The organism is Faecalibacterium sp. DFI.5.82 (genome assembly GCF_029076575.1).
Lineage (GTDB): Bacteria > Bacillota > Clostridia > Oscillospirales > Ruminococcaceae > Faecalibacterium > Faecalibacterium duncaniae.
Map to the genome: position 1 here is coordinate 1 of NZ_JARFIS010000745.1, position 301 is coordinate 301.

The 301-nt window shown below is 48.5% G+C and carries 1 protein-coding gene; it reads left to right on the forward strand.

The window, feature by feature from the left end; all coding sequences use genetic code 11:
• Positions 1-52: 52 nt before the first annotated feature.
• Positions 53-301 (forward strand): hypothetical protein (locus tag P0G09_RS18720; protein WP_275253423.1); only part of this gene is annotated, 249 nt, incomplete at its 3' end.

The following is a 301-nucleotide window of genomic DNA, read 5'->3' on the forward strand; positions in this document are numbered from 1 at the left end:
GGCAATGATGCCGGCATCTATGGTGCTGTGCGGCTCATCGGGGGAGAATAAGATGAAGCTGAATCTGCAAGTTACCCGGATGCAGGATGGTGCAAAAGTGCCAGTACATGTTGTGGCGGCGGGAAAGCTGGATTTTCAGCAGACTGCCAGCATGGGATGGCAGACGAATTGGAAAACGATGGACACTGCATATTTCCAGAATCGTGTTGCACTGAAAACAGAAGAACAGGAATTGCTGGGTTTGATGTCTTACTTCTGCGATGATCGGTTTCTGGCTTTTGAACTTGTCTATCTGGAAAGT